The organism is Streptomyces sp. NBC_00887 (assembly GCF_045207585.1).
In genome coordinates this window covers 4,784,538-4,810,020 of record NZ_CP108788.1, presented here as the reverse complement: position 1 = coordinate 4,810,020, position 25,483 = coordinate 4,784,538, and the positions used below count along the sequence as shown (strand labels likewise).

Below are 25,483 nucleotides of genomic sequence, written 5' to 3'. Positions count from 1 at the left end.
CGGGTGAACGGCTGACCGGACGGCACTCGGAGCGGACCGGTCCAGGGCAGAGGGAGAACGGCATGTCGTATCCGGAACCCGTGTACGCGGACGGCGAGGGCGAGATCAGCGCCCAGTACCGCCCGGCGGACACCACGCCGAATCTGCTGACGCGCAGCGGCGGTACCACGCACTACCTGGCGACGACGGAATCGACGCACGGCGAGTTCGGTCTCTACCGGATCAACATGGCGCCCAGGGCCGGTGGCCCTGCCACGCACTTCCACCGCACGATCTCGGAGTCGTTCTTCATCCTCGACGGGACGGTGCGGATCTACAACGGCGAGCGCTGGGTCGACACGACCGAGGGCGACTTCCTGTACGTGCCGCAGGGTGGCCTGCACGCCTTCCGCAACGACTCGGACGCACCCGCATCGATGCTGCTCCTGTTCACGCCCGGGGCGCCGCGCGAGGAGTACTTCGAGAAGGTGTCGCAGGTGTCCGACTGGCCGGAGAAGGAGCGCGCGGAGTTCTTCATCAGGCACGACACGTACTGGACGGACTGACGGTTCCGCTCACGGCGCGGGACGGGTTCCGGTCACGGCGCGGGCTCCGTCAGGGTGCGGGCGCCAGGCCTGTCTTGAGGCCTGCGCCGCACAGGGGCACGACGACGCTGCGGTCCGTCCAGTCACCCACGGCCGCCCAGCAGGCGACCCCGGTCGTCTCGACGAAGAAGCCGCGGGCCGCCAGGTCCTGCTGCGCGGCGCGGATCCGGTCCTCGGTGACCGTGAGGAAGGTGCCGCCTGACTCCCTGACGGCCGCAAGGATCTGCCGGGCGCGCGGGGGACGGGGGATGGCGATGCCCTCCGCGAGCGTGGGGGACGCATGGCCGGGGGAGTCGAGCAGTTTCCCGGCGCCCGCACGGAACGCCTCGGCGAGCGGGGACACGGCCTCGGCCTGTACGGCGATCAGTGCGGGACGGCGGTCGATCAGGCCCTGCGCGAGGAGTTCCGCCGTGGCCAGGGCCGCGCCGAGGAGCAGGGTGCCGTTGCCGACCGGCACGGCGATCGCGTCCGGCAGACTGCCGCCGAGGTCTTCCCACATCTCGTAGACGTAGGTCTTCGTGCCGTGCAGGAAGTACGGGTTGAAGACGTGTGAGGCGTAGAAGGTGCCGGGCGCGTCGGCGGCGGCGCGGGCGGCCCTCGCGGTGGCCTCGCGGTCGCCGGGCACGATCTCCAACCGGGCGCCGTGCGCACGGATCTGCTCGGTCTTCTTCGGGGACGTTCCCTCGGGGACGTACACCGTGCAGGGCAGGCCGGCCCGGGCGCAGTACGCGGCAACGGCCGTGCCCGCGTTGCCACTGCTGTCCGCGACGACCCGCTCCGGGGCGAGCCGGCGGGCGAGTTCGGCCAGCATGACCGCGCCCCGGTCCTTGAAGGACAGCGTCGGCATCAGGTAGTCGAGCTTGGCCGAGACACTCGCGGTGAGGGGGACGAGCGGCGTCCTGCCCTCGCCGAGGCTGACCGCCGGATCGCCGAGGGGCAGCGCCTCTTCGTAACGCCACAGTGAACTTACGCGTCCGGTCAGCGAGTCGAGGGACATCGGTGACCGGACGTCGAAGTCGAGGTCCCAGGGGCCCCGGCAGCGGGGACAACACCAGGTCAGGTCGGTCGTGTCTGCGCGGGTCCCGTCCTGCGGGCAGCGATAGGTGGCCATGCCCGCCAGCATGTCAGCCGTGTGGCGAATGTATTGCTCATGCCAAGGCAGTCTTGTGGGATTCCTATGGATGGGCCAATCTTTCGCTGGCAGCAGGGCATGCCGCCGTGCGAGGAACCCGGACCGGGGTTCTGTCGTGTCTGGTTTGTCATGCCCATGATGTTCGCAGCATGCACCCCGCTCGACCGAATGCACCCCCCATGCACCGCGATGCAGGTCAATGCACCCCCAGGCATCCCCCACCAGTGCACCGCAAACGAGGAGGACCCCTCACATGGCAGTGAAGCGTCACGCACGCTACGCGCGAAGACTGGCCGCGACGAGCGTCATAACCGGCGCGGCCCTCGCCCTCTCGACCGCGGCGGCCTTCCCGGCCCTCGCGTCCCCGAGCGCGCCGGAAGGCCGGATCGAGAACGCGGGCGCCCCGGGCGCCATCAGCGGCAGCTACATCGTCACCCTCGACGAATCCGCCGCCGACGCCGGATCCGCCGACGGCAAGGCGCTCGCCGCGGAGTACGGCGCGAAGATCAAGAAGACCTACAGTGCGGCGCTCAACGGCTACGCCGTCGAACTCCCGGCCGCGCAGGCGAAGAAGTTCGCCGCGGACCCGGCAGTCGAGTCCGTCGTGCAGAACCGGACCTTCACGATCTCGGGCACCCAGCCCTCCCCGCCCTCGTGGGGACTGGACCGGATCGACCAGACGGCCCTGCCGCTGAACCGGAGCTACACCTACCCGGACAAGGCGGGGGAGGGCGTCACCGCGTACATCATCGACACCGGTGTACGCATCAGCCACAGCGACTTCGGCGGCCGCGCGTCGAACGGCTACGACGCCATCGACAACGACAACACCGCACAGGACGGCAACGGCCACGGCACCCACGTGGCCGGCACCGTCGCCGGGACCTCGTACGGCGTCGCCAAGAAGGCGAAGATCGTCGGCGTCCGGGTCCTCGACAACAGCGGCTCCGGCACCACCGCGCAGGTCGTCGCGGGCATCGACTGGGTGACGGCCAACGCCGTCAAGCCGGCCGTCGCCAACATGAGCCTGGGCGGCGGCGCGGACACCGCGCTCGACACCGCCGTGCGCAACTCGATCGCCTCCGGCGTCACCTACGCCGTCGCGGCTGGTAACGAGTCGACGAACGCCTCCACCAAGTCCCCGGCGCGCGTCGCCGAGGCCATCACGGTCGGCTCCACCACCAGCACCGACGCCCGTTCGAGCTTCTCGAACTACGGCACCGTCCTGGACATCTTCGCGCCGGGCTCCTCGATCACCTCGTCGTGGAACACCGGTGACAGTGCGACCAACACCATCTCGGGCACGTCGATGGCGAGCCCGCACGTCGCCGGTGCCGCAGCCCTGTACCTCGCCGACCACCCCGGCCAGACCCCGGCGCAGGTCTCGGCGGGACTGGTCGCCGCGGCCACCAGCGGCGTGGTGACGAGCCCGGGCACCGGGTCGCCGAACAAGCTGCTGAACGTCGGCACCGGCACCACCCCGCCGCCCACCGGCACCAAGTTCGAGAGCACGACCGGCTACGCGATCGCCGACAACGCCACGGTCGAGTCGCCGATCACCGTCTCCGGTATCAGCGGTAACGCACCGTCAGCGCTCAGCGTTCCCGTGAACATCACGCACACCTACTCCGGCGACCTGAAGATCGACCTGGTCGCGCCCGACGGTTCGGTCTACAACCTGAAGGCGTACGGGACCGGCGGCAGCGCCGACAACGTGATCACCACCTACACGGTGAACGCCTCGTCGGAGGTCGCGAACGGCGTCTGGAAGCTCCGGGTCAGCGACAACGCCACGTACGACACCGGGAGGATCAACTCCTGGGCACTGCAGTTCTGATGCCGGACCGCTTCTGAGCCGGACATGAACGCACGCGGGGCGGCTGCCGTCGGCAGCCGCCCCGCACACCTGAGTCAGGCGAAAGGCCCTAGCGGTGATTGAGCCCGCGGTCGACCGCGGACATCAGCTCGCCGTCGTCCGTGTCGCCGTCCAGCGACCAGAACATCGCACCCCCGAGACCGCGGTCACGGATGTACGAGGTCTTGGCGCGCAGCACCTGCGGATCGTCGTACGTCCACAGGGTCGTCCCGTCGAACAGCCAGGCGTGGCCGTTGCGGGTGTCGCGGTGCACCGTGTACTGCCCGGAATCGGCCAGCTTCTTGAGGGCCTTGTAGTCCTCGTAGCCCGCCGCGTACGTGGCCGGGGCGGGTGCCGTCGCCGGCTGCCCGAGCCCGTCGCCGCCACCGGTCACTCCGGTCCAGCCCTGCCCGTAGAACGGCATGCCCACCACCAGCTTGCGGGCGGGGGCGCCGCGCCTGATCCAGTCACGGACCGTCTGGTCGACGCTGAAGTCGCCCTTCGCGTACAGGGCGGACTGCTGGGCGGTCGTCGTCTCACCGGAGACGTGGAAGTCGTAGCCCTGGAGGTTGACGAAGTCGAAGTCCCGCATGATGCGGCGGACGTCGAAGCCCGCGTCGATCTTGGCGGGTGCGGTCGGGACGAACGCCGAGAGCTCGTAGTGCTTCTGATGCGTCGTCCGGTTCGTCTGCGACTTCTGCGACTTCTGCGACTTCGCGTACGCGTCGAGCTGGGTACGGAACTCGTGCACCAGAGCGGTGAAGTTCTTCTTGTCCTCGGGTCGGTAGACCGTGTCGGTGTCACCGGCGGAACCGGGCCACTCCCAGTCGATGTCGATGCCGTCGAAGAGGCCGGCCGCGGCCCCCTCGCCCCCGCGTACGCCGTCGACGGGCAGGTTGCCCTTGATGTACAGGTCGATGCAGGACGAGACGAGGGCCTTGCGCGAGGCCGCGGTGCGGGCAGCATCGGAGAAGTGGGTGGACCAGCTCCATCCGCCCAGGGAGATCATCACCTTGAGGCCGGGGTGCTTGGCCTTGAGCTCGCGCAGCTGGTTGAAGTTGCCCGCGAGGGCCTGGGTGTCGGTGTCGGCGACGCCGTCCACCGATCCCGCGGCATCGAGCGGACGGGTGTAGTCCGCCCATGCGTCCGCCTCGCCGGGCACGTTGCCCGTGAAGCACCTGCCTTCGGCGCTGACGTTGCCGAAGGCGTAGTTGATGTGGGTGAGCCTGGCGGCCGCACCACTTGTGTCCAGGTCCTTGACCTGGAAGTCGCGCCCGTAGACGCCCCACTGGGTGAAGTAACCGACGCTCTTGTACGCGCGGTCGTGGCCCGCGCCGCGGTCGCCGCGGCTGCCGCGGTCCTGGGCGCCGTCGGCCGTGGCCGCGGGGGCGATGCCGGCCAGCAGCGCGAAGGCGCAGGCGGCCGTGGTCAGTCTGGACAGGGTTCTTCGACGCATGGGACTCGTTCCTGTGCGTGTGCCGGAGCTGGAGAGCCAGCGAGAGCCGTGCTGTGCAGAGGAAGGTATTGGTCTGGACCAAAAACGGTCAAGAGTCTGTGCGGTGCCGCGCGAGGTATGCGCTGGTCGGCAAGGAATCATCACATCGAGTGAAACTTTGGCCTGTGCTTGCGGTGTACAACCCACGGTTGCCAGGCTGTTGCAGTCTGTCAACCTGTTGGGAGTGGCCTGTGACTTTCGGTGAGCAGCCCGCCTATCTGCGCGTGGCGAGCGATCTCAGAGAGAAGATCGTCAACGGCGCGCTGCCGCCTCATACCCGCTTGCCGTCGCAGGCGCGTATCCGCGAGGAGTACGGCGTGTCGGACACCGTCGCGCTGGAGGCGCGGAAGGTGCTGATGGCCGAAGGGCTGGTCGAGGGGCGGTCGGGCTCCGGGACGTATGTGCGTGAGCGCCCGGTCCCGCGCCGGATCGCCCGCTCCGGCTACCGGCCGGGAGCCGGAGCCAGTCCGTTCCGCCAGGAGCAGACGGCGGAAGGAATGCGCGGGACCTGGGAGTCCCGCAGCGAGCAGGAGGGGGCCGGCCCCGAGATCGCCGAACGCCTCGGCATCGAGCCGGGTGACCGGGTGATGCGTACGAGGTACGTCTTCCGGGACGCGGGCGAGCCGATGATGCTCTCGACGTCCTGGGAACCTCTCGCCGTCACGGGCCGTACGCCGGTGATGCTTCCGGAGGAGGGCCCGCTGGGGGGCTGCGGCGTGGTCGACCGGATGGCCGCGATCGATGTCGTCGTGGACAACGTGGCGGAGGAGGTCGGCGCGCGCCCGGGGCTGGCGGAGGAGCTCCTGGCGCTCGGTGGTGTGCCGGGGCATGTGGTGATGGTGATCGGTCGCACGTACTACGCGTCGGGGCGGGCCGTGGAGACCGCTGATGTGGTCGTGCCCGCCGACCGCTACCGGATCGCCTACCATCTGCCGGTCAGGTGACCGGCCGTGAGGCCTGTACAGGACACGACGACCGCGGTGGGGGATGGTGTGTCCGCCGCCCGTGACGAGGAGTTAACTCCCCCTCGCCGCCCTTGACCCGCAGGCAATCGCTGACTGTGAGGATTTGTCATGTCCGGCTCGTAACTTCCCGTTCGTCACCCGCACACGGACCGACGAACGGGAAGTCACCGATGACGGACACGGCAACGCCCACAACGGCCGAGGTGCCGCCACCGGCGCCGCAGGACTGCGCCGGGGCGGCGCCCGGCGCAGCTATGCGAAGCTCGCCGCGGACGAGAGCCGGGAGGACTACTCCCTCCGCTACGCGCCGCACTCCCTCCGGCGCTGGTCGCCGTCGATGGTCGCGGGTACCGCGCTCGGCGGCATCGCCTACCTCGCCGACTTCGCGATCGGCGCCTCGATCGTCTTCACCTACGGGTTCACCAGCGGGTTCGCGTCGATCCTTGCCGCCGCGGCGATCATCTTCCTCACCGGCATACCGATCGCCCGGGCCTGCGCGAAGTACGGCCTGGACATGGACCTGGTCACGCGAGGGGCGGGGTTCGGCTACTTCGGATCGACGCCGACCTCGCTGATCTACGCGTCCTTCACGTTCATCTTCTTCGCCCTCGAAGGCTCGATCATGGCGCAGGCCATGCATCAGGCCGTCGGGCTGCCGGTCGAGGCCGGCTATCTGATCACCACGCTGATCGTCATCCCGATCGTCTTCCGGGGCATGGGCGCACTGGCCAAGGTGCAGGCCTGGACCCAGCCGGTCTGGATCATCGGCATGATGCTGCCCTTCGTGGTGCTGGCCTTCGAAGCCCCGGACGCCTGGGGGCGTTCGGCTCCTTCGGCGGTACGGAGGGGGCGGGCCCGGGCTTCTCCTGGGTCGCCTTCAGGCTCGGTACCGGTGTCGCGCTCTCCCTGATCGCCCAGATCGGCGAGCAGGCCGACTACCTGCGCTTCATGCCGGCCAGGACCGAGGCCAACAGGCGCCGGTGGAACCTCGCCGTCCTCGCTGCGGGACCCGGCTGGGTCATCATCGGCGCGGCGTCACCGCCACGCACACCTGCGCGGTGTGCGAAACCGCCTATGAGCTGCCCGACATCGCCGACTGCCCGGTCCGGTCGGGGCCGATCTGCTCGCTGTGCTGGCCGCTGCGCTGCTCGCGGAGTGCGGCGATGTCTGCCGCAAGGGACAGGGGCGGGTCCGGTTCTGCTGCCGCTGCCGCTGCCGCTGCCGCTGCCCACGCCGCGTACGACCGTCGGCTGACGCGGGCAGTGTGCGAGGGGGCGCATCCAGATGGGTGCGCCCCCTCACGCATGACCGGATGTGTATCTCTTTGTGTAAACACGCATCCGCTGAGTGAAGGTCAGGCGTACGCTCGGGCATATGCGTACTGCGGTTTCCTGGGGATCCTTAGAGACGTGCACGCCAGTGGGGAGAGGGGCGAAATGCTCGGGAGGGACACGATGACCGACAGCGGTGCCGTGCTCCCCTGGCTGGTGATTCGGCAGGACGACAACGGCAACAGATACCGCGTCGGTCGCTATGCGTCACAGGACGAGGCGCAGAAGATCGCGGACGGCCTCGAGCGCCACGGGCACAAGCAGCTCTACTGGGTGGAGCGCGTGGGCCAGAGCGCCCACCCCTGACGGCTGCGGCCTCCGGGGCCGCGCCGGCCGCCCCCGTCTGCCGCCCGTACGGACCCCCGCGGTCCGAGTGACTCCGAGCTTCCGCCGGGGCCGTCCACCGCCTGGGACGGCCCCGGCTGCCGTCCGTCGTGGGCGTGCTGGTCCGGCGTGCCGGACGGCGCCGTATATTCGCGTCCCGGAAGCCCTTTTCCCGCACGCTCTCGGACAGTACGTCAGACGTGGGGTCGGCCCGGGTGTTGTCGGTCGCACCGACTGCCGGCGAGGTGTCGAAACTCCTGAGCCGTTGAACGCGCTGAGGCGTCGAAGACTCCTGAGACGTCGAACGCCCCGAGCCGCACACCACGGCATCCGAGGCGGCGGCAGACCGATGGCAAGGACGGAACGATGCCGGTGCTGATCGACACGGTGGCCTGGGTGCGGGTGGAGAACGGCAGGATTCTTTGCGCGCGACCGAAGGGGAAGGACATCTTCTACATCCCCGGAGGCAAGCGGGAGAGCGGGGAGACGGACCTGCAGACCTTGCTGCGTGAGGTCGAGGAGGAACTGACGGTGACCGTCGTCCCCTCGACCGTCCTCCATGCGGGTACGTACGAGGCGCAGGCACACGGCCATCCGGAGGGTGTGGTGGTACGCATGAGCTGCTACTACGGCGACTACCGGGGCACGCTGGCAGCCAGCAGTGAGATCGACGAGATGGCCTGGTTCTCCTACGGGGACCGCTCCCTCGTCCCCCCGGTCGACCAACTGCTCTTCGATGATCTCAACGCCACGGGTGAGCTGATCTGATCCCCTGGCGCATGCACCCGTACGCCGCACCTGTCGGGTCCTGCGATAGGTTGCACCACATTTCGGGTATGTGCTGATTATCCCCTTCACGTGGGGTGCACCCCCGTTTTCGGTCTTGGGAAGTGATCGGCGTGACCGATTCCGAAGGCGACTGCGCAGAGTGGAGCTTTCCGGCGGTGCCGGGCTCCGTGCGCAGCGCCCGGCATGCGGTACGCGATGCGCTGCACGTCTGGGGGCTCGACGCGGCGGTGGGAGATGTCGCCGTGCTGCTCGTGAGCGAACTGGTGACCAATTCCCTGCGCTATGCGACGGGCCCCATCGGGGTACGGCTCGTGCGCTCGCATCCGGAAGGCGTGGGGACCGGTTTGCGGACTGCCGGGCAGGCTCTGCTCGTGGAAGTCTCCGATCCGCTTCCGGATGCGCCCACCGAACGTATGGCCGGACCGGAGGACGAAGGGGGGCGCGGGCTGCAGCTCGTGGCTTGTTCTGCGCGCCGCTGGGGGACCCGGCGTGGAAAGAGTGGCAAGACGGTGTGGTTCGAGCTCGCTCTCCCTGGTTAGGAGTGGGAGGGGACGCACAGCGATCACCGGCGGTCAGGCAGGACCTGGCTGAAAGGGACTGAGACCGTGCTGTGATCGTGAACGCCGTGCCGGTAAGGCCCGTAGTGCTGAATACTGCGGGCAGGACCGGTCCGGTGTGTGAGCTGGAGGGGACGGTCGCGTGAGCGAAATACCTGGGTCGGCGGGCGACGTCGTGTGGCAGAGCAGCCCGCCTGGCTCGATCTATGACTACATCAGGGTCGCCTCCTTCTCGATCGGGCCTGACGGGCTGATCGAGCAGTGGAGCCGGCGGGCCGCCGGTCTGTTCGGCATGGCCTCCGACGAGGCGGTGGGCAGGGATCCGGTCGAGGCCTTCATGCCTGCCGAGCTGCGCTCGGACGCGCATCGGCGGGTCGGCGAAATCCTCGACGGCAAGGAGTGGACGGGTCTCGTCCCGTTCCGGATCCCGGGCGAGGGCGGAGCCGAGGGTCTTGCCGAGATCTACGTCATGCCGAGCGAGACGGGGAGGGGCGAGCGCGCAGCGCTCTGCATCGTCGTCGATGTCCGGGCACTACGGCGCATCGAAACTGATCTTGCCGCATCACAGGCGATTTTCGGCCAATCTCCCTTCGGCTTCGTCCTCTTCGGTGCGGACTTCACGGTCGTACGGGCCAATCAGCGGTTCGCCACGGTCTTCGGTGGCGAGGCGGACGACCATCGCGGGCGCACGGTGGACGACTACCTGGCCGGGCAGGAGGCCGACCGGCTCTCCAGCACCCTCAAGCGCGTCCTGGAAACCGGTGACGCCGTCACCGACCTCCAACTGGTCGGCACCGTCCCCGGCTCCAGCACCCGGCGCCACTGGTCCATGAACCTCTACCGGGTCCACAGCGGCGCCGGACGTCCGATCGGCATCGCGGGACTCGCCACAGACGTCACGGGCCGGCACATCGCCGCCCGTGAGGCAGCCAGTGCCCGTCGTAACCTCGCACTTCTCAACGAGGCCAGTGCGCGCATCGGCAACTCCCTCGATCTGGAGACCACCGCCCGGGAACTGCTCGACGTCGCCGTGCCCGGCTTCTGCGATCTGGCATCCGTGGACCTGTACCAAGGACTGCTCACCGGCGACGAGGCATCACCCGGAAGCTGGGGCCGGCTCCGGCAGGAGTCCGGCGGCGGTTCGGCGGAACTCCGCCGGGTGGCCCAGGCCAGCGCCGTCTCCGACGCGCTCCCCGGCGGCCTGCCGGGTGGGAGGCTGAGCGGCGGTGCCGATCCCGACGGGAACGAGGCCCCGGGGCCTCCCGCGCTCGGCGCGGTCCACCGCTACCCGTTCACCTCACCCTGTGCCGTCGCACTGCGCACCGGCAGCGTCGAAGACGTGCCCGGTGACGAACGCGGCTTCGTGCACTCCACGCTCGCCGTGCCGATGGTCGCGCACGACATCGTCATCGGTCTCGTCCAGTTCTCCCGCGCCAAGGGCAGCGAACCCTTCGGCGAGCGGGACCGGGCCCTGGCCACCGAGCTCGCCGCCCGTGCGGCCGTCTGCATCGACAACGCCCGCCTCTACCGCCGCGAACACGAAAGGGCGCTGATACTCCAGCGCAGCCTGCTCCCGCCGGGCGACCCGGAGGCCGCAGGTCTCGACATCGCCTGCCGCTACCTCCCCGGTAACACGGCCACAGAGGTCGGCGGTGACTGGTTCGACGTGATCGAACTCCCCGGCCATCGCACAGCCCTCGTCGTCGGCGATGTCATGGGCCGCGGGCTGCGGGCCGCTGTCGCGATGGGGGAGCTGCGCACCGCCGTACGCACCCTGGCGCTCCTGGACCTGGAGCCGGCCGAGGTGCTCTCCGCCCTCGACGAGGTGGCCCGCGGCCTCGGCACCCCCGGTGGCGGGGACCGGAGCGACGCCTTCGGCGGAGGCGGCGGCGCCCAGTGGCCCTCACGCGTCGCCCACAAGTCACGCGAGGCGGACCTCTCCGAGGTCTATCTGGCGACGTGTGTGTACGCGGTGTACGACTCCGTCACCCGGCGGTGCACCTTCGCCAATGCCGGTCACCTCCCTCCCGTGGTGGTCGAGCCGGGCGAACCTGCCCTGTTGCTGGACGTCCCTCCCGGAATGCCGCTCGGCGTCGGTGGCGAGCCCTTCGAGGAGGTCGAGGTGGAGCTCAAGGAGGGTGCCCTCCTCGCCCTCTACACCGACGGTCTCGTCGAGTCACGCGACCATCCCCTCGACGAAGGCCTGCAGGCCTTCCGGGACGCCCTCACGGAGCCGTCCCAGCCGCTCGAGGACGTCTGTGACCATGTACTGGCCACCCTCGACACCCGCCACGGCGAGGACGACATCGCCCTGCTGATGGCGCGCATCCAAGGGCTTCCGGTCGATGCCGTGGGCGACTGGCGGCTTCCTCGCGAGCTCCGTTCCGTCGGCCGGGCCCGCGAGCTGGCCCGTGCCCAGTTGACGTCGTGGGACCTCGACGACCTGGTGGACACCACCGAACTGCTGGTCAGCGAGCTCGTCACCAACGCGCTGCGCTACGGCGAGGGCGAGATCAGACTCAGGCTGCTGCGCGACCGCACCCTCGTGTGCGAGGTATGGGACGCGGGCCTGGTCCAGCCACGGCGGAGGCGGGCACGCGACACCGACGAGGGCGGTCGCGGGCTGCAGTTGGTCGGACTGCTGAGCGCGGCCTGGGGGTCACGACGGACGCCGCGAGGCAAGACGGTGTGGTTCGAGCTGGCGCTGCCCGACGGCGAGCCGGCCGCCGAACTCTCGGTCGAGCAGCTGCTGAGCATGTACTGACCGGGGCGGGCGGCGTGCCGGCGGTGCCGACAGCCGCCGGTCGCGTCATGAGCCCGCTTTCAGGGCGGCGAGCCGGGCCTCGACCTCCGCGCTCTCACCGAGGCTGTCCAACTGCTCGAACTGCGCGTCCAGCGACGACGCGGCGAGCTCCTGCTTGCCCACCGCCTTCGCCTCCTCGCGCCGCACCTTGTCCTCGAAGCGGCTGAGCTCACTCGTCGGATCCATGACGTCGATGCTCTTCACGGCGTCCATCATCCGGTTCTGCGCCTGGGCGGACTCGGAGCGCGCAACCAACTCGTCGCGTGTGGACTTCAGCTGGGTCAGCTTGGTCTTCATCTGGTCCAGGCCCGTCCTCAGCTTGTCCACCACCACCGTCTGCGAGGCGATGGTGGGCTCGGCCGTCTTGGCCTCCTGCTCCGACTGGAGCTGCCGGCCCAGCGCGACCTTGGCCAGGTTGTCGAACGTGTCGGCGTCGGCGGCCGATCCCGCAGCGCGCAACTCGTCGGCCTTCTTACTGGCCGCGAGGGCCTTCTGCCCCCACTCCCGCGCCGCGTCGACGTCCTCCCGGTGATCCTGCTCCATCAGCCGGAGGTTGCCGATGGTCGCGGCCACGGCCTGCTCGGCCTCCGAGATGTTGCCCGTGTACTCGCGGATCAGCTGGTCCAGCATTTTCTGGGGGTCTTCCGCCTGGTCGATCAGGGCGTTGATGTTGGCCCGCGCCAGCTGCGTGACGCGGCCGAGGACGGTCTGCTTGGTCATGGCACCTCTCCTTGTGTGAATTACAGCGACTGACGCAACGTGAATCCGCGGCTGACGCGACGCGCCGTCCGTCGAGGACGTCAGAACCGGCCTCCGCCGCCCCTTCGGCCACGGGTTCCGCCGCCGCCGAAGCTGCCCGGCCCGCCTGAGAACCCTCCGCCTCCGAAACCTCCCGAGAACCCCCCTCCGAAACCCCCGCCCCGGCCGCTCCCGCCGAGGAGTCCGCCGAGGAGGATGCCGCCCAGAACCGCCCCGCCCATCCCGCTTCCCCCACCTTGTACACCGCCCGGACCGTTCTGGTTCCGGTAGGCCCGCACATCCTGTTCCGCCAGGCTCTGCGCCAGCCCCGCCAGGGCGTCCGCCTGCTGGGCCTCGGCCAGGGCGCCCTGCGGATCGTTCGATCCGCCCAGTTCGCGAGCCCGCTCCCACCGCCGCTGGGCCTCGGCCAGCCGGGTGCGAGCCTGGCTGCCCACCGCTCCCCTGTTGGTGGTGATGTAGTCCGCGGCCGCCCCGATCGCCGAACGTGCCGTGAGCATCGCCTGGTCGAGGAGAGAGCGGGCGCGCAGGTTTCCGTGCTCCTGCTCGCGGGCCCCGGCGAGGGCTTCGTCCAGCGCCGTGTCCGCCTCCTCCACCCGGCGCAGAGCGTCGATGGGGTCGTAGGGACCGGCGTCCATCTCGCTCCGCACATCGCTGAGGACCGATGCCGCGCGCGCGATCCTGCCCTGCAGATCCGCGGTGGAGACTCCTTCGGCCGTACCCTTCAGCAGACCGCCGGCATCGGCCAGATCCGTTTCCGTCTCGGTGAGGGCCCCCGGCAGCCTGCCCGCCGCCTCTGCCAGTTCCACAGCACGCCGGTCCACGGCGTCGACGAGTGCGGACGCCTGCCCGATCGCGCCCTCGGCGGCCCGGACGTACACCGCTGCCTTCGCGTTGTCGCCGTCGGCCACTGCCTGGCGCGCCTGGTCGAGACCGGATGTGGCGAACAGCAGCCGGTCCTCGGCCTGTTCCAAGGAGCCGGCCACCGGTGCGGCGGCCGATTCCGTATACCGGCTGCGCATTCCGGTGAGGGTGGACTCCGCCGTGGAGATCCGTCCGGAGAGGTCGCGGAGAGTGGCCTGCGAAGTCGCCACGGCCTGGGGCGCGGTCTGCTCGAGGGCGCGCAGGCGGTCGAAGTCCTCGGCCACGGCGTCCAGACGCCCGTTCGCCTCCACGCAACGGCTGACGATCTCGTCGAGCATGCGGCGCCGTGTCGCGTCGTCCTCCGGGAAGGCGTCGTCGAGCTGCTGCCGCAAGCGGAAGGCCTCCGTCAGCTCCGACTTGGCATGGTCGACGGCCTGGGTGAACGGAGCCGCGGCCTCCTCACCGAACTGCGCGGTGGCGAATCCGAGCTCTTCCTCGCTGGTGCGCACGGCGTCGTCCGTGTCCACCAGGTCGGCCTTGGCCTGTGCGTCGAGTTCCGGCAGCGGCGTCGACGGCTCCGCGGATTCCTGGGCTCCGCCGCTGCCCCAGCCGGCCGCGGCGGGGGTCGTCCGGCTCGACGCACGCTTCCTGCGGCGGGTGTAGGCGTAGGCGGCGACCGCACCTGCGGCCCCGACGACGGCGATCGGGACGATGAGGTTCCCCGCGCTGCCGCTGTCGGAGTCGCTGCCCGTCCCGGGATCCGCGGCCCCCGGAGTGATCGCGGGGGCCGGGACGGGCCGGCCGGCGAGCACCGCGGCGTACCCGTTCGCGGCGCCGATCGCGGCCCCGGCCCAGTCGTTCTGCCGCAGAGCCGGTTCGATCGCCGTGCTCGCCACGTCCTGGAGCTGTCCGTCGGTGAGCCGCGACCCCTGGTCGACGGAGTAGGCGTACTGCCGGTCGTGCGTGGCCACGGCCAGCAGCACGTCGTCCTGTCCGAGCCCGTTGCGGTTCGCGGTCTCGTCGGTCCAGGTCTGCGCGTCGCGGCCGGAGAAGTCGCGTACGTAGACGACGAAGAGCTGGATCCGACTGCTGTCGAACAGCTCGTCGAGCGCGGACTCGACCTGCTGGTCACGATCGCCGAGTGCCCCCACCTTGTCGGTGATCTGCCCGTCGCGGGACAGCACCACCGGGTCGTCGGCACGGGCGCCCGGCACGGCGGGCAGAGCGATCCAGCACATTGCTGCCAGCACGGCGAGGAGGACCCTGGCGGGTATGGAGATCCGGGTACGGCTCGCAGGCTGCATCACATTTGGGAGGCTATGTCCGCCCAGTTCCCCTCGCGACCCGGCACCTCCGGTCCTTGGACGGGCCGGTTCCCCGTCGTACAGCCGTGTCCGCCACCCCGCTTCGCAACGCCATGGACGGCGGCACGGATGAGGGGCGGGGGAGTGCCGCGCAGCGGCTCCGCGTCCGATCGGGCGACCCTGGCCTGCCGAAGAAGGAACGGAAGGGGCTGAGGATTGCGTCTGTGACGCCAGGGACGAAAGCGGTGCGGGCCGGTCCGGCAGGGGGACGTCATGCCGGCCGTACCGCGGCGGCACAGTGAAACTCGGGGGGTACGGGCATGGGAACAGGGAAGACGGCCGGAACGGCGCGGAGCAGGTGGGCCCGCTTCCGATGGACCTGGCCGAGGCGCATCGCACTGGCGCTGGTCCTGCTGCTCGTCCTGCCGGTCCTGACCGCGGGCATCGCGCTGCGGCTGAACTACGCCGGGGATCCGGGCGAGGACACCCGCACCCGCGGCCGTGATGCCATCTGGCTCGGCCATGCGTGGGTCGACGGGCGCAAGGGCGACAGAGACCTGGCGGCCTTCGCGGCACAGATGGAAGGAACCGGCATCAAGGACCTCTACGTGCACGCCGGACCGCTGGAACACGACGGCACCCTGCCCGCGAAGCGCTATCCGAAGGCGCAGTGGCTGATCGACGCGGTGCACCGCACCCTGCCCGGCATCCGGGTGCAGGCCTGGCTCGGCGATGTTCTGGCGACCGAGGGGCCCGACGGCCTGCGCCTCGACAGTGCCGCGTCCCGCACGGCCGTCGTCACCTCCGCGCGGCAGATTCTCGACGCGGGGTTCGACGGAGTCCACTTCGACCTGGAGCCGCTGCATTCCGGGGACAGCCACTACCTCTCCCTCCTCGACGATCTGGGCGAACTCACCGGTACCCGCAAGGCGCAGCTCTCCGTTGCCGCCCACCAGATCGACCCCGTACCGGCCGCGCACAGCATCCTCGGCGCGCTCATCGGCAGGGAGAAGTGGTGGTCGCAGGAGTTCTTCGGTGAAGTCGCCGGGCGGGTCGACCAGATCGCCGTGATGTCGTACGACAGCTGGATGCCCTTCGAGGGCACCTACGGCGGATTCGTCGCCCAGCAGACCGCGCTTGCCCTCGAGGTGACGCCGGAGGACACCGACCTGCTGATGGGGCTGCCGTTCTTCCACGAGAACGACCTCGGGCACCGGGACGCCGCGGAAACGGTCGAGGCCGCGGTCCGCGGTGCCAGGCTGGGCCTGGCGCGGACGGACCGCGACCGGACGCGTTTCGGCGTTGCGCTCTACGTCGACTTCGCCGCGCGCGAGGGCGACTGGAAGGCCTACCGGGAAGGCTGGCACTGACTCCGCCTCGCGGCGGGGCGGTCAGACAGCGGGCAGAGGGTGCACCCGCGACCGAAGCCACCCGTCCGGAACCGCCGCTGCAGCAGCCAGGGCCGGACGGCCTGCGCAGAGCCGCGGCGAGCAGACCGACCGGTGCGGCGCGTGACGCGTTCACGCTCCGGGGGTCCCAAGAGGCCCAGAGGCCAAGGGGCCAAGCCCCGTCAGGACCCCTCCCGCCGCCGGATCTTGTTCCCCAGCCAGACCAGCGGGTCGTACGTGCGGTCCACCGCCCGCTCCTTCAGCGGGATCAGCGCATTGTCCGTGATCTTGATGTGCTCGGGGCACACTTCCGTACAGCACTTGGTGATGTTGCAGTAGCCCAGGCCGTGCTCCTCCTGCGCCGTCGCCTTCCGGTCCAGTCCCGACTCGGCGGCGGCGTCGAGGGGATGCATGTCCAGCTCGGCCACCCTCATCAGGAAGCGAGGCCCGGCGAACGCCGTCTTGTTCTCCTCGTGGTCGCGCACCACATGGCAGGTGTCCTGGCACAGGAAGCACTCGATGCACTTGCGGAACTCCTGGGAGCGGTCCACGTCGACCTGCTGCATCCGGTAGTCGCCCGCCTTCACCCCCTGCGGCGGCACGAAGGCGGGCACTTCGCGTGCCTTGGCGTAGTTGAAGGTCACGTCCGTCACCAGATCGCGTACGACCGGGAAGGCCCGGAGCGGAGTGACCGTGATCGTCTCCTCCCGGCGGAACACCGACATGCGTGTCATGCACAGGAGCCGGGGCCGTCCGTTGATCTCCGCGCTGCACGAACCGCACTTGCCCGCCTTGCAGTTCCAGCGCACCGCCAGATCGCCCGCCTGGGTGGCCTGGATCCGGTGGATGATGTCGAGGACGACCTCCCCGTCGTTCACCGCCACCGCGAAGTCCTTCAGCTCACCGCCGTCGGTGTCCCCGCGCCACACCCTGAACCGGGCTTCGTAGCTGCTCACTCGTACAGCTCCTCTTCGGCGAGGTACTTGACCAGCTCCTCCTTCTCGAAGAGGGAGAGCAGGTCGGGACGGATGGGGTCGGTCGTCGTGCGTACGAGCTCGATCAGGCCCTGTGCGGGGTCGTCGTTCCCGGCGAGCCGCGCGAGCAGGTTGACGGGGCGCCAGGAGCGTTCCATCGAGGGGCAGTCCTCGCGGGTGTGCCCGCCCCGGCTCTCCGTGCGCTCCAGTGCGGCCCGGGCGATGCACTCGCTGACCAGCAGCATGTTCCGCAGGTCCAGCGCGAGGTGCCAGCCGGGGTTGAACTGCCGGTGCCCCTCGACGACGGCGTGCTGCGCCCGTTCGCGGAGCGCCGCCAACTTCTCCAGCGCCTGCTCCATCTCGTGCTGCCGCCGGATGATGCCGACCAGGTCGTTCATCGTCTGCTGGAGTTCCTGGTGCACGGTGTACGGGTTCTCCGCGGGTGTCCCGCCGGTGCCGGCCACCTCGGCGCCGAACGGCCGCAGGGCCTCGGCCGCCGCCGTGTCGATCCCGTCCTGGTCCACCGCGGGCCGTGTGTCGAGCGAGCTCGCGTACTCGGCGGCGTGCGCTCCGGCCCGCCTGCCGAAGACCAGCAGGTCGGAGAGGGAGTTCCCGCCGAGCCGGTTGGAGCCGTGCATGCCGCCGGCCACCTCGCCCGCCGCGTACAGCCCGGGGACGGCGAGGGCACTCGCGGTGTCGGAGTCGACGGCGATCCCGCCCATCACGTAGTGACAGGTCGGTCCGACCTCCATCGCCTCGGCCGTGATGTCGACGTCCGCCAGCTCCTTGAACTGGTGGTACATCGAGGGCAGCCGCCGCCGGATCCTCTCCGCGGGCATCCGGGTCGACACGTCGAGGAACACCCCGCCGTGCGGCGATCCGCGGCCCGCCTTCACCTCGGAGTTGATCGCGCGGGCCACCTCGTCGCGCGGCAGCAGTTCGGGCGGACGCCGGTTGTTGTCGGGGTCCTCGTACCAGCGGTCGCCCTCTTCCTCCGACTGCGCGTACTTCTCCTTGAACACGTCGGGGACGTAGTCGAACATGAACCGCTTGCCCTCGGAGTTCCGCAGGACCCCGCCGTCGCCGCGCACCGACTCGGTGACGAGGATGCCCTTCACCGACGGTGGCCAGACCATGCCGGTCGGGTGGAACTGCACGAACTCCATGTTCAGCAGCGGCGCTCCCGCGAGCAGGGCCAGCGCATGGCCGTCGCCGGTGTACTCCCAGGAGTTCGACGTCACCTTGAAGGACTTGCCGATGCCTCCCGTTGCAAGGACCACCGCGGGGGCCTCGAGCACGAAGAAGCGGCCGGACTCCCGCTCGTAGCAGAAGGTGCCCGCGACCCGGTCCCCGTCCTTGAGGACGCGGGTCACCGTGCACTCCTGGAAGACCTTCAACCGGGCTTCGTAGTCGCCGAATTCGCGGTGGTCCTCCTGCTGGAGGGCGACGATCCTCTGCTGGAGCGTACGGATCAGTTCGAGGCCGGTACGGTCGCCGACGTGTGCGAGCCGTGGATACTCATGGCCGCCGAAGTTGCGCTGGGAGATCTTCCCGTCCGGCGTCCGGTCGAAGAGCGCACCCCAGGTCTCCAGCTCCCAGACCCGGTCGGGCGCCTCCTTGGCGTGCAGCTCGGCCATCCGCCACTGGTTGAGGAACTTCCCGCCGCGCATCGTGTCGCGGAAGTGGACCTGCCAGTTGTCGCCCGGGTTCACATTGCCCATGGAGGCCGCGATGCCGCCCTCCGCCATGACGGTGTGCGCCTTGCCGAAGAGCGACTTGCAGATGACCGCGGTACGCGCTCCGCGCTCCCTGGCCTCGATCGCGGCGCGCAGCCCGGCGCCCCCGGCACCGACCACGACGACGTCCCACTGCTGCCGTTCGAGCTGTGTCATTCAGAAAAACCTCGGATCGTCGAAGGCGCCGGAAGCGACGAGATACACATAGAAGTCCGAGAGCGCCACGCTGATGAGTGAGGCCCAGGCGAGCAGCATGTGCCGGGCGTTCAGCCGGCCGACCCAGCCCCACAGCCGGTAGCGCACCGGGTGCTCGGAGAAGTGCCGCAGCCGGCCGCCGATGATGTGGCGGCAGGAGTGGCAGGACAGGGTGTACGCCCAGATCAGCACGATGTTGGCCAGGAAGATCAGCGACCCGAGACCCATGTGGCCCCAGGCGTAGTGCTCGTCGCGGAAGGAGAGCACGGTGTCGTACGTGAGGATTCCGGCGACCGGGACCGCGGCGTAGAAGAAGTAGCGGTGCATGTTCTGCATGACCAGCGGGAAGCGGGTCTCGCCGGTGTACGTGGTGTGCGGCTCGGCGACCGCGCAGGCCGGGGGCGATGCCCAGAAGGCCCGGTAGTAGGCCTTGCGGTAGTAGTAGCAGGTCAGCCGGAAGCCCAGCGGGAAGACCAGGATGATCAGCGCGGGGGAGAGACCCCACCAGGTGCCGAGCACGTCCCAGTTCGGGCCGCCCCGCATGGGTACGCAGTTCTCCGCCAGACAGGGCGAGTAGAACGGCGACACGTAGGGGGCCGCGTAGTAGTCGGCGTTCGAGAACGCCCGCCAGGTCGAGTAGACGATGAAGGCGAAGAGACCGGCGGCGGTCGCGGCGGGTGCCAGCCACCACCGGTCGGTGCGCAGATGGCGGGCGGCTATGGCGGCGCGCGATGCTCCGCGCACTCCTGCCCCGGCGCCCGTCGTGCCCGCCGGCGGCGCGGCGGGCCGCGGTGGTTCCGTACCTGGTTCCGTACCGGTGGCCAAGGAGCTCTCCTAGAAGGCGTGCCTGCCGCGGACGCCCAGACCCTCGTCGTCCGAGTCCGTCCACAAGGCGGCGTCGTAGGGCGTCTCGGTGATGGTGATGACCCCGGGGCCGGGACCGCCGGGAGTGTCGGAGCCGGGGGTCTCCGTCGTGGCGGAGTCTTCGGCGCGCAGCTGCGCGATGGTCCGCTCCAACCGGCCGACTGTGCGGACCAGGTCGTCGATGCAGTGCTGAACGGCTGTCAACTCATCGTGCAGAGACATGATTTGACCAACCTTCCGCGATGGCGGTGCGGAGTTGTGTGCCTGAGAGTGTTGCGCGTCACACGGCTGCTCCACAAGGGTCCGGCAGTCGCCTGTGGCCGGGGCGTGGGCGTGGGGCCGCTCGGGTGAGGTTTGCCGCCGTACGGGCCGTGTCTGCCGTCCGGCGCGCGTGGAGGTGGGTTCAGTGGGTCAACGAATCAGTGTGATCAACTGTAAATGCCACCAGAACGAATAATCCGGTCCATTCCGGTACGGGGTGGGCCGGGCCGGCCCCGGAGGTAACAGCCATGGCCCACGTCGGCGTCCCACAGGGGACGGCCCGAAAGCGCCGTTCGGTCGCGCTCCTGGCGACAGGTGTCCTCACGATCCCGGTGCTGGCCGGCTGCAGCTCGGGCGGCGAGGGCGCCGCCTCGGTAGCCGTCCCGCAGGACATCGCCCCGGCCTCCCGCGACCGGGTCACCGAGGGATCCACACTCAACTGGGCGATCGACGCGGTGCCCGCCACCCTCAACACCTTCCAGTCCGACGCCGACAGCGCGACCACCCGGATCGCGGGGGCCCTGCTGCCCTCCCTCTTCCCGATGGACGCGCGGGGTGAGCCCAGGCTCAACCCCGACTACCTGGAGTCGGCGAAGGTCATCGAGCAGGAGCCGAAACAGGTCGTCCTGTACAAGCTCAACCAGCAGGCCGTGTGGAGCGACGGCCGGGAGATCGGTGCTCCCGACTTCGTCGCGCAGTGGCGCGCGCTGAGCGGCAAGGACTCGGCGTACTGGACGGCGCGCAACGCCGGCTACGAGCGGATCGAGAAGATCGAACGCGGCAAGGACGACCTGCAGGTCAGAGTCACCTTCTCCAAGCCGTACGCGGACTGGCGCGCCCTGTTCTCCCCGCTGTACCCGAAGGAGGTGACCGGATCCCCGGGCACCTTCAACGACGGCGCGAGGACGACGCTCAAGAACACCGCAGGACCGTTCCGGCTGCGCGGCGTGGACAAGGCCAAGGGGACCGTCACCCTCGACCGGAACCCGCGCTGGTGGGGCGCCAGGGCCAAGCTCGAATCCCTGGTCTTCCGGACCGTCGAACCCCAGAAGCGTGACGAGGCGCTCACCGCGGGCACCGTGGACGTCGCGGACGTCGACCCGGCGACCGCGAACCGCATCGCCCGCGCCGCCCGCTACCGGGGAGGGAACGGGCAGCCGCCCGCCCACGGCCCCGGCGCAGACATCACCCCCGCGGCCGCCCTGCGCTCCTGGGCCCTGGCCCACGGATCGGACGAGGAGGCCGCCGAGACCGCACAGGCGGCCCGCGCCGAGAACCGCGCGGCCGTCGCGGCGTACGCGGCCGAGCAGAAGTCGCTGGGCGGTTTCGCCGTACGTAAGTCCCTGGAGCCCGCCTACACGCAACTCGCGCTGAACGGGGAATCGGGCCCCCTCTCGGACGACCGGGTCCGTCGCGCCGTGGCCCGTGCCCTGGACCGCCAGGAGCTGGCCGACCTCGTCCTGAAGCCGCTGGGCCTGCCCGCGAAGCCGCCGGGCAGCCACCTGGCGCTGGCCGGGCAGCCCGCCTACAAGGACGGCAGCGGTGCGCTGGGCGAGCAGGACACCAAGGAGGCGCAGGCGCTGCTGGCCGACGCGGGCTGGACGAAGGGTGGCGCCGCCGTGACGCCGAAGGAGGCCGGCAGCGAGGCCGACAAGAAGAAGGCAGGGGAGAAGGCCGAGGAGAAGGGAGCGAAGCCCGGGGCCGACAAGTCCGGGAAGGCCGAGAAGCCGGCGGAGAAGGCCGAGAAGCCGGCGGAGAAGGCTGAGGAGTCGGCAGAGGAGGCAGAGGAGTCGGTGAAGCCCGCCGAGGCCGACGAAGCGGGGTCGGACGCGGCAGGATCGGACGACGCGGGCAAGGACGACCGGGCCTCCCGCGACGAAGGCATGTACATCGTCGGTGACGACAAGCCGGGCGGCCGGTCCTCCCGGGTCCTCGCCACCGCCCGGGCCGCCGCAGCCCACAGTGCCGCCCTGCGGCGCCAGGCCGGCGCGCTCACCGCCACCGCCGCCGGGGACGGCGCCGAGGTCTCCGCCCAGGACAGGCAGCCCGGCGGCGCCGCGGGCGCCTATGCCCCCGTGGGCACAGCGGCACCGGCTCCCGCCTCGGTCCGCGGCCGGCTCGGCAAGGACGGCAAGCCGCTGACGCTGCGATTCGTCCTGCCGTCCGGCCCCGGCTCGCAGTCGCTGCGCAGCGTCGGCGAAAGGATCGTCGAGATGCTGGACACCATCGGCATCGGAACGCAGATCACCAAGGTCTCGGACGACAGCTACTTCAAGGACCACATCGCCTCAGGCGACTACGACCTGGCGCTGTACTCCTGGCCGGCCACCGCCTACCCGGCGACCGACGGCAGGCCGATCTTCTCCAAGCCCGAGCCCGCGACCGACGGGTCGCTGCTCGTCGAGCAGAACTACACGCGGGTCGGTTCGGACCACATCGACCAGCTCTTCGACCAGGCCGTCTCCGAGCTCGACGCGGAGGCGTCCAGGGATCTGCTGAAGCAGGCGGACGCACGGATCTGGGCCGCTGCCGGATCGATTCCGCTGTATCAGCGGCCACAGCTGGTCGCCGTGAACAAGAAGCTTGCGAACGTCGGTGCCTTCGGCTTCGCCGCACCTCGCTACGAGGACATCGGATTCACCGGGCGACAAGCGGCAGGTTCCCCCGCGAATCGTAAGAAGTAGCAGGTCAAGGCCGTACTGGAAGCTCAGAACCAGCTCAAGTCCCTTGCCCGCCGAGACCCCCGGCGGGCAAGGTGGTGTCTGCCCAGACCCGGGCTGCTCACCCCCCACACCCCCCTCCGTCCGGTCCGTCACAGGTCGGATGATGACTTGATACCGGCTGAATATCGGCTGTATATCGGCTGAATACTGCGTGGAGTCCGGTCCTGCGGATCGGGCCGGGAAGCCCAGGACGCGTCGGGCCCGTACCATTGGACTAGCCGTGGCGTGTCCGCCCGGCGGGCGTACGAGGACTCGAGACCGACTGAGACGCCTGATCCCACGATCCGAGAGAAGCGCAAGCCACCCATGCCCACGCGCCACGACATCCGTAACGTAGCCATCGTCGCCCACGTCGACCACGGCAAGACCACGCTGGTCGACGCCATGCTCAAGCAGGCGGGCGCCTTCGCGGCCCACGCCGCGGAGAACCTCGACGAACGCATGATGGACTCGAACGACCTGGAGCGTGAGAAGGGCATCACGATCCTGGCCAAGAACACGGCCGTGAAGTACCACCCGAAAGATGGCGGCGACGTCATCACCATCAACATCATCGACACCCCCGGCCACGCCGACTTCGGTGGTGAGGTCGAGCGAGGCCTGTCGATGGTGGACGCGGTCGTCCTGCTCGTGGACGCGTCCGAGGGGCCGCTCCCGCAGACCCGCTTCGTGCTCCGCAAGGCGCTGACGGCCCGGCTGCCGGTCATCCTGTGCATCAACAAGACGGACCGCCCGGACTCCCGGATCGCCGAGGTCATCGACGAGACGTACGACCTCTTCCTCGACCTGGACGCCGACGAGGACCAGATCGAGTTCCCGATCGTCTACGCCTGCGCCCGTGACGGCGTCGCCTCGCTGACCAAGCCCGAGGACGGCACGGTTCCGCCGGACAGCGACAGCCTGGAGCCGTTCTTCAGCACGATCCTCTCCGCGGTCCCGGCCCCGGAGTACGACGCCGACGCGCCCCTCCAGGCCCACGTCACCAACCTGGACGCCGACAACTTCCTCGGCCGTATCGCGCTGTGCCGCGTCGAGCAGGGCGAGCTCCGCAAGGGCCAGACGGTCACGTGGATCAAGCGCGACGGCACGATGTCCAACGTGCGCATCACCGAGCTGATGATGACCGAGGCGCTCACCCGTAAGCCCGCCGAGGTGGCCGGCCCGGGCGACATCTGCGCCATCGCCGGTATCCCGGACATCATGATCGGCGAGACCCTGGCCGACCTCGAGAACCCGATCGCGCTGCCGCTGATCACGGTCGACGAGCCGGCGATCTCGATGACGATCGGCGCGAACACCTCGCCGCTCGTCGGCAAGGGCGGCAAGGGCCACAAGGTCACCGCCCGGCAGATCAAGGACCGTCTGGACCGCGAGCTGGTCGGTAACGTCTCGCTCCGCGTCCTGGACACCGAGCGCCCCGACGCCTGGGAGGTCCAGGGCCGCGGTGAGCTCGCGCTGGCGATCCTCATCGAGACGATGCGCCGCGAGGGCTTCGAACTCACCGTCGGCAAGCCGCAGGTGGTCACCAAGCAGGTCGACGGCAAGACCCACGAGCCGATCGAGCGCATGACCATCGACTCGCCCGAGGAGCACCTCGGCGCCATCACGCAGCTCATGGCGACCCGTAAGGGCCGCATGGAGACGATGACGAACCACGGTTCGGGCTGGGTCCGCATGGAGTGGATCGTCCCCTCCCGCGGCCTCATCGGCTTCCGTACGGAGTTCCTGACCCAGACCCGCGGTACGGGCATCGCGCACTCCCTCTTCGAGGGCCACGAGCCGTGGTTCGGCGAGCTGCGCACCCGTCACAACGGCTCGCTCGTGGCGGACCGTGCGGGCGTCGTGACGCCGTTCGCGATGGTCAACCTCCAGGAGCGCGGTGTCATCTTCACGGAGGCGACCACCGAGGTCTACGAGGGCATGATCATCGGTGAGAACTCGCGCTCCGACGACATGGACGTGAACATCACCAAGGAGAAGAAGCTCACCAACATGCGTGCGGCTTCCGCGGACACCACGGAGAACGTGGTGCCGGCGCGCAAGCTCTCCCTGGAGCAGTCGCTCGAGTTCTGCCGCGACGACGAGTGCATCGAGGTGACCCCGGAGACGGTCCGTATCCGCAAGGTCGTCCTGGACCAGAAGCAGCGAGGCCGTACGGCCTCGCGTGCGAAGAACGGCTGACCCACTGATCCGGAGCGTCCGCTCCGGTCGGTGAACCGCCTGCACTAGCCATTGACATGAGGCCTGGGCCCCCGCAGAGACTGTGGGGGCCCGGGCCTTTCGTCAATCGGTTTTTCTGACCGAGGTGTCCGGATATCGGGGGTCGCTCTCCGGAACATGTGTTAACGGTCCGTTTCGCGGGTGTCTGTCTGGGATCCCTTTGTCCGGATTTCGGTCAACCATGACTTCCTGATGTTGTCAAACCGAGACCCTTTAAGTGTGGTTTACAGGTCGGTGTTCCTTAATAGTTGGCTCCATTGAGCTCGGGTCAATGGGTCGACGCACTGTGGGGAGTGCGGACTCACGAGCACACTCGGGGCACTGAAACGATCACCGTCAGGGGTGTCGGTGGATCTCTCCAGT

At 69.6% G+C, this 25,483-nt stretch carries 20 protein-coding genes; 11 read left to right on the top strand and 9 right to left on the bottom strand.

What is annotated here, in order from left to right; all coding sequences use genetic code 11:
• Positions 1-62 precede the first annotated feature (62 nt).
• Positions 63-545: a cupin domain-containing protein gene (locus OG844_RS21760; RefSeq protein ID WP_351175050.1), complete on the top strand. Its 483-nt coding sequence runs from the start codon at positions 63-65 to the stop codon at positions 543-545.
• Between the two features lie 49 nt (positions 546-594).
• Here the strand turns inward: OG844_RS21760 and OG844_RS21755 are convergent, their stop codons facing one another.
• Positions 595-1,695: a threonine synthase gene (locus OG844_RS21755; RefSeq protein ID WP_406392422.1), complete on the bottom strand. Its 1,101-nt coding sequence runs from the start codon at positions 1,693-1,695 to the stop codon at positions 595-597.
• Positions 1,696-1,969: 274 nt separating this feature from the next.
• Between OG844_RS21755 and OG844_RS21750 the strand changes: the two genes are divergently transcribed.
• Positions 1,970-3,553 (top strand): S8 family peptidase, encoded by a 1,584-nt coding sequence (locus tag OG844_RS21750; RefSeq protein ID WP_406392420.1) that lies wholly within the window; start codon positions 1,970-1,972, stop codon positions 3,551-3,553.
• 88 nt (positions 3,554-3,641) lie between these two features.
• On the opposite strand, the gene OG844_RS21745 is transcribed toward OG844_RS21750, so the two are convergent.
• On the bottom strand, positions 3,642-5,027 hold the full coding sequence (locus OG844_RS21745; protein ID WP_406392418.1) for a glycoside hydrolase family 18 protein: 1,386 nt from the start codon (positions 5,025-5,027) through the stop codon (positions 3,642-3,644).
• 230 nt (positions 5,028-5,257) lie between these two features.
• Between OG844_RS21745 and OG844_RS21740 the strand changes: the two genes are divergently transcribed.
• Positions 5,258-6,010 (top strand): GntR family transcriptional regulator, encoded by a 753-nt coding sequence (locus OG844_RS21740; RefSeq protein WP_406392417.1) that lies wholly within the window; start codon positions 5,258-5,260, stop codon positions 6,008-6,010.
• Positions 6,011-6,134: 124 nt separating this feature from the next.
• Positions 6,135-6,941, top strand: coding sequence for a purine-cytosine permease family protein (locus OG844_RS21735; RefSeq protein ID WP_406392416.1), 807 nt, complete (start codon positions 6,135-6,137; stop codon positions 6,939-6,941).
• 162 nt (positions 6,942-7,103) lie between these two features.
• On the opposite strand, the gene OG844_RS21730 is transcribed toward OG844_RS21735, so the two are convergent.
• Positions 7,104-7,337: a hypothetical protein gene (locus OG844_RS21730; protein ID WP_406392414.1), complete on the bottom strand. Its 234-nt coding sequence runs from the start codon at positions 7,335-7,337 to the stop codon at positions 7,104-7,106.
• Positions 7,338-7,467: 130 nt separating this feature from the next.
• Here OG844_RS21730 and OG844_RS21725 point away from each other — a divergent pair, with 130 nt between their 5' ends.
• From OG844_RS21725 to OG844_RS21710, 4 genes are all read left to right on the top strand, one after another.
• On the top strand, positions 7,468-7,668 hold the full coding sequence (locus tag OG844_RS21725; protein WP_406392412.1) for an SPOR domain-containing protein: 201 nt from the start codon (positions 7,468-7,470) through the stop codon (positions 7,666-7,668).
• A 384-nt stretch (positions 7,669-8,052) separates the two neighbouring features.
• Positions 8,053-8,454, top strand: a complete 402-nt coding sequence (locus OG844_RS21720; protein WP_406392411.1) for an NUDIX domain-containing protein — start codon at positions 8,053-8,055, stop codon at positions 8,452-8,454.
• A gap of 122 nt (positions 8,455-8,576) precedes the next feature.
• Positions 8,577-9,014 carry an ATP-binding protein gene (locus OG844_RS21715; RefSeq protein WP_406392410.1) on the top strand — a complete coding sequence of 146 codons (438 nt, stop codon included), beginning with the start codon at positions 8,577-8,579 and terminating at the stop codon, positions 9,012-9,014.
• A 193-nt stretch (positions 9,015-9,207) separates the two neighbouring features.
• Positions 9,208-11,796: a SpoIIE family protein phosphatase gene (locus OG844_RS21710; RefSeq protein WP_406396214.1), complete on the top strand. Its 2,589-nt coding sequence runs from the start codon at positions 9,208-9,210 to the stop codon at positions 11,794-11,796.
• Between the two features lie 45 nt (positions 11,797-11,841).
• On the opposite strand, the gene OG844_RS21705 is transcribed toward OG844_RS21710, so the two are convergent.
• Both OG844_RS21705 and OG844_RS21700 read right to left on the bottom strand, forming a co-directional pair.
• A complete protein-coding gene (locus tag OG844_RS21705) occupies positions 11,842-12,555 on the bottom strand; it encodes a PspA/IM30 family protein (RefSeq protein WP_406392409.1) in 714 nt (237 codons plus the stop codon).
• Positions 12,556-12,635: 80 nt separating this feature from the next.
• Positions 12,636-14,759: a TPM domain-containing protein gene (locus tag OG844_RS21700; RefSeq protein ID WP_406396212.1), complete on the bottom strand. Its 2,124-nt coding sequence runs from the start codon at positions 14,757-14,759 to the stop codon at positions 12,636-12,638.
• Between the two features lie 320 nt (positions 14,760-15,079).
• Between OG844_RS21700 and OG844_RS21695 the strand changes: the two genes are divergently transcribed.
• Positions 15,080-16,129, top strand: coding sequence for a hypothetical protein (locus tag OG844_RS21695; protein WP_406392407.1), 1,050 nt, complete (start codon positions 15,080-15,082; stop codon positions 16,127-16,129).
• A 200-nt stretch (positions 16,130-16,329) separates the two neighbouring features.
• Here OG844_RS21695 and OG844_RS21690 read toward each other — a convergent pair whose 3' ends face one another.
• From OG844_RS21690 to OG844_RS21675, 4 genes are read right to left on the bottom strand one after another with little or no spacing between them, the layout of a single operon-like run.
• Positions 16,330-17,103: a succinate dehydrogenase/fumarate reductase iron-sulfur subunit gene (locus OG844_RS21690; RefSeq protein WP_406392406.1), complete on the bottom strand. Its 774-nt coding sequence runs from the start codon at positions 17,101-17,103 to the stop codon at positions 16,330-16,332.
• Positions 17,100-19,013, bottom strand: coding sequence for a fumarate reductase/succinate dehydrogenase flavoprotein subunit (locus OG844_RS21685; RefSeq protein ID WP_406392405.1), 1,914 nt, complete (start codon positions 19,011-19,013; stop codon positions 17,100-17,102). Before OG844_RS21685 ends, OG844_RS21690 begins: the two co-directional genes overlap by 4 nt.
• Positions 19,014-19,877 (bottom strand): hypothetical protein, encoded by an 864-nt coding sequence (locus OG844_RS21680; RefSeq protein WP_406392403.1) that lies wholly within the window; start codon positions 19,875-19,877, stop codon positions 19,014-19,016.
• A 9-nt stretch (positions 19,878-19,886) separates the two neighbouring features.
• A complete protein-coding gene (locus OG844_RS21675; protein WP_406392402.1) occupies positions 19,887-20,138 on the bottom strand; it encodes a hypothetical protein in 252 nt (83 codons plus the stop codon).
• Between the two features lie 287 nt (positions 20,139-20,425).
• On the opposite strand from OG844_RS21675, the gene OG844_RS21670 reads away from it, so the two are divergent.
• Positions 20,426-22,861, top strand: a complete 2,436-nt coding sequence (locus OG844_RS21670; protein ID WP_406392400.1) for an ABC transporter substrate-binding protein — start codon at positions 20,426-20,428, stop codon at positions 22,859-22,861.
• Positions 22,862-23,206: 345 nt separating this feature from the next.
• On the top strand, positions 23,207-25,081 hold the full coding sequence (gene typA / locus OG844_RS21665) for a translational GTPase TypA (RefSeq protein WP_406392398.1): 1,875 nt from the start codon (positions 23,207-23,209) through the stop codon (positions 25,079-25,081).
• The last annotated feature ends 402 nt before the right edge of the window (positions 25,082-25,483 follow it).

What these genes read in the sequence shown, in the direction of transcription:
- OG844_RS21760 (WP_351175050.1), top strand. Translation starts at nt 63, where the DNA reads ATGTCGTATCCGGAACCCGTGTACGCGGACGGCGAGGGCGAGATCAGC.
- OG844_RS21695 (WP_406392407.1), top strand. Translation starts at nt 15,080, where the DNA reads ATGGGAACAGGGAAGACGGCCGGAACGGCGCGGAGCAGGTGGGCCCGC.
- typA (WP_406392398.1), top strand. Translation starts at nt 23,207, where the DNA reads ATGCCCACGCGCCACGACATCCGTAACGTAGCCATCGTCGCCCACGTC.
- OG844_RS21675 (WP_406392402.1), bottom strand. Translation starts at nt 20,138, where the DNA reads ATGTCTCTGCACGATGAGTTGACAGCCGTTCAGCACTGCATCGACGAC.
- OG844_RS21755 (WP_406392422.1), bottom strand. Translation starts at nt 1,695, where the DNA reads ATGGCCACCTATCGCTGCCCGCAGGACGGGACCCGCGCAGACACGACC.
- OG844_RS21685 (WP_406392405.1), bottom strand. Translation starts at nt 19,013, where the DNA reads ATGACACAGCTCGAACGGCAGCAGTGGGACGTCGTCGTGGTCGGTGCC.
- OG844_RS21750 (WP_406392420.1), top strand. Translation starts at nt 1,970, where the DNA reads ATGGCAGTGAAGCGTCACGCACGCTACGCGCGAAGACTGGCCGCGACG.
- OG844_RS21730 (WP_406392414.1), bottom strand. Translation starts at nt 7,337, where the DNA reads ATGCGTGAGGGGGCGCACCCATCTGGATGCGCCCCCTCGCACACTGCC.
- OG844_RS21705 (WP_406392409.1), bottom strand. Translation starts at nt 12,555, where the DNA reads ATGACCAAGCAGACCGTCCTCGGCCGCGTCACGCAGCTGGCGCGGGCC.
- OG844_RS21720 (WP_406392411.1), top strand. Translation starts at nt 8,053, where the DNA reads ATGCCGGTGCTGATCGACACGGTGGCCTGGGTGCGGGTGGAGAACGGC.
- OG844_RS21725 (WP_406392412.1), top strand. Translation starts at nt 7,468, where the DNA reads ATGCTCGGGAGGGACACGATGACCGACAGCGGTGCCGTGCTCCCCTGG.
- OG844_RS21670 (WP_406392400.1), top strand. Translation starts at nt 20,426, where the DNA reads ATGGCCCACGTCGGCGTCCCACAGGGGACGGCCCGAAAGCGCCGTTCG.
- OG844_RS21745 (WP_406392418.1), bottom strand. Translation starts at nt 5,027, where the DNA reads ATGCGTCGAAGAACCCTGTCCAGACTGACCACGGCCGCCTGCGCCTTC.
- OG844_RS21700 (WP_406396212.1), bottom strand. Translation starts at nt 14,759, where the DNA reads ATGCAGCCTGCGAGCCGTACCCGGATCTCCATACCCGCCAGGGTCCTC.